We start from the raw sequence: 3730 nt of genomic DNA on the forward strand, positions 1-3730 counted from the left end.
GGGACCCTGGGGGCCAACCGCACCGTCAGCGCCGTCCGCTCCTGCCGGGCCTTGGGGTCCTTGTGGACCTGTTGCGCCATCCGCTCCGTCTGCTCCTGCCGGACCTTGGGGACCTTGTGGGCCTGTTGCACCGTCAGCGCCATCTGCTCCTGCCGGGCCTTGGGGACCTTGTGGGCCTGTTGCACCATCTGCTCCGTCTGCTCCTGCCGGACCTTGGGGTCCTGCGGGACCCTGGGGGCCTACCGCACCGTCAGCGCCGTCCGCTCCTGCCGGGCCTTGAGGACCTGCGGGACCTTGTGGGCCTGTTGCTCCGTCTGCTCCATCTGCACCTGCTGGACCTTGGGGTCCTTGTGGGCCTGTTGCACCATCGGCACCGTCCGCACCTGCCGGGCCTTGTGGACCTGCGGGACCCTGTGGGCCTGTTGCGCCATCTGCTCCGTCTGCACCTGCCGGACCTTGGGGACCTGCGGGACCTTGTGGGCCTGTTGCACCGTCAGCGCCATCTGCTCCTGCCGGACCTTGGGGACCTTGTGGACCTGTTGCGCCATCTGCTCCGTCTGCTCCTGCCGGACCTTGTGGACCTGCGGGACCCTGTGGGCCTGTTGCACCATCTGCTCCGTCTGCACCTGCTGGACCTTGGGGACCTGCGGGACCTTGTGGGCCTGTTGCTCCGTCCGCTCCGTCTGCTCCTGCTGGACCTTGGGGTCCTGCGGGACCCTGGGGGCCTACCGCACCGTCAGCGCCATCTGCTCCTGCCGGGCCTTGGGGACCTTGTGGACCTGTTGCACCATCCGCTCCATCTGCACCTGCTGGACCTTGGGGTCCTTGTGGACCTGTTGCGCCATCCGCTCCGTCTGCTCCTGCCGGACCTTGGGGACCTTGTGGGCCAGTGAAATTCGAAGTAGTAAAACTTGAACCGTCTGAATAGTTTAATGTAAATGTGCCATCTCCGTTATCAACTGTAGAAACAATACCGTTACCGTCTGTTCCATCGGCACCTGCTGGACCTGAATCCGGATCTACCCAAGTATAAGTTCCGCTTCCATCAGTTGATAGAACCTGACCATTATTACCTCCACTAGGTAATTCAATTTCGTTCGTTGGGTCATTGTCCGCATCATCCACATTATCCACTCCGTCATTATCAACGGTTACAGTTCCGCCGTTCACATCGGTGATGGTAGTTGTGCCGTTTCCGTTGTCGGTCACATCCGTAATCTCGTTGGTTGGGTCATTATCGGCATCGTCCACGTTGTCAACCCCATCGTTATCAACGGTTACGCTTCCGCCGTTCACGTCGGTAATGGTTGTTGTACCGTTTCCGTTATCGGTCACATCCGTGATTTCGTTCGTTGGGTCGTTGTCCGCATCGTCCACATTATCGGTTCCATTGAATGTAATAGGTGTTCCATTTCCGTTGTCAAATGTGAATGTTCCGTTTCCATTGTCCGTCAAGGCCGATTTGGAAATCGTTTGGGAAACTCCGTTTTCATTTACATAGGTAACCGTACCGTTATTATTATCCGTTAAATTGGTATTGGTCTCAGCAATCGTAACAGATGCCACATTTAAATACAAGGCACCATCAGAGCCAACGGCAATGTCATTATTGGCATCACCACTTATCAAATTAACTGATTCGGTACCTCCCCCATCGGTAATTTCAAGGCTTCCAGCAGTGATTGCGCTACCTGTGTTGTACTCATTACCCACTACATTATCGGCATCGTCCACGTTGTCAACGCCATCGTTATCCACCGTTACGGTCCCTCCATTTACATCGGTGATGGTAGTTGTGCCGTTTCCGTTGTCGGTCACATCCGTAATCTCGTTCGTTGGGTCGTTGTCCGCATCGTCCACGTTGTCCACTCCGTCGTTGTCAACTGTTACGGTTCCTCCGTTCACATCGGTAATGGTAGTCGTGCCGTTGCCGTTATCGGTCACATCCGTGATCTCGTTCGTTGGGTCGTTGTCCGCATCATCCACATTATCAATCCCATCGTTATCCACGGTTACGGTTCCTCCGTTCACATCGGTGATGGTAGTTGTGCCGTTTCCGTTGTCGGTCACATCGGTAATCTCGTTCGTCGGGTCGTTGTCCGCATCATCCACATTATCGACGCCATCGTTGTCCACCGTTACGGTCCCTCCGTTTACATCGGTGATGGTAGTTGTGCCGTTTCCGTTGTCGGTCACATCCGTAATCTCGTTCGTTGGGTCGTTGTCCGCATCGTCTACGTTGTCCACTCCGTCGTTGTCAACTGTTACGGTTCCTCCGTTCACATCGGTAATGGTAGTCGTGCCGTTTCCGTTGTCCGTAACATCGGTAATCTCGTTCGTTGGGTCGTTATCGGCATCGTCCACATTATCGACGCCATCGTTGTCCACCGTTACGGTTCCTCCGTTTACGTCGGTGATTGTAGTTGTACCGTTGCCGTTGTCGGTCACATCCGTGATTTCGTTCGTTGGGTCGTTGTCCGCATCGTCAACATTATCAATTCCATCGTTATCAACGGTTACGGTTCCACCGTTTACGTCGGTAATGGTCGTCGTTCCGTTACCATTATCGGTCACATCCGTAATCTCGTTCGTTGGGTCATTGTCCGAATCGTCCACGTTATCGACTCCGTCGTTATCTACGGTAACACTTCCTCCGTTCACATCGGTAATAGTTGTTGTTCCGTTACCATTATCGGTCACATCCGTGATTTCGTTGGTCGGGTCATTATCGGCATCGTCCACGTTGTCAACGCCATCGTTATCCACGGTTACGGTTCCTCCGTTCACATCGGTAATGGTAGTCGTGCCGTTGCCGTTGTCGGTCACATCGGTGATTTCGTTCGTCGGGTCGTTATCGGCATCATCCACATTATCAATTCCATCGTTATCAACGGTTACGGTTCCTCCGTTTACGTCGGTGATTGTAGTCGTGCCGTTGCCGTTATCGGTCACATCCGTAATCTCGTTCGTTGGGTCAGGATCTGCATCAGGTGTAGCATTGCCACCAACCTGGGCCCAGTTGGTACCGTCCCAAACATAAAGTTGACCCGTAGTAGTATCAACATAGGTTACACCCACATTAGTAGCCGTGGCTCCCGTAGCTACTGGGGTTCCAGCATCTACCTGGGAAAGCTCATTGGTTTCATCCTCATCCGTATCAGTAGAGTTAACCGTATAATTTCCGTTACCATCATCTGTTACTGAAATAGCACCTGTGCCCGCAGATACCGTTTCCGCTAAAGACGATAAATCTGCTGTGGTGGAATTCCCGTTTTCAATATCTATTTGTAATTGATTGCTTCCATTAAGGTTAGCCCCTGTCAAGTTTTGATCATCACTGGCATTGTTTGCCAAATCGGCTATGGCCTCTTCAACGGTAGTCTCATTTACGGAGTCTCCATCTACATCAATCGGAGTTGTTAAGTTTACTTCCGACGCCTCTTGATCATCAGTTCCATCAAAAGAAGTGGTTGTTCCATTTTCGGAAGCGTAGGTGTATGTTATATTATCTGCAGTAGATAAAGTGGTAATCGTTTCGTTTACATCCGTAGTTGTACCATCGGCTTCGGTTACCGTAGCAATTCTGTTACCAGCAATCACATTGCTGATGGACATACCGTTCGTATCGATGGTCACATCCGTACCGTCGCCGTTGGTGAACTGGTAAAGTCCGCCGCCTAAATCGGTAATATCCGACTTGGCTACCGTGATGCTGTTTCCAGCTTCGTTA

At 52.8% G+C, this 3730-nt stretch carries 1 protein-coding gene; it reads right to left on the reverse strand.

Features of this window, described 5'->3' with window-relative positions:
• Window positions 1–3730: hypothetical protein (locus BIZ36_RS21220; protein ID WP_286175036.1), on the reverse strand; the 3730-nt coding region annotated here is incomplete at both ends.

It is taken from the genome of Cytophaga sp. FL35 (genome assembly GCF_014349235.1).
GTDB lineage: Bacteria > Bacteroidota > Bacteroidia > Flavobacteriales > Flavobacteriaceae > Euzebyella.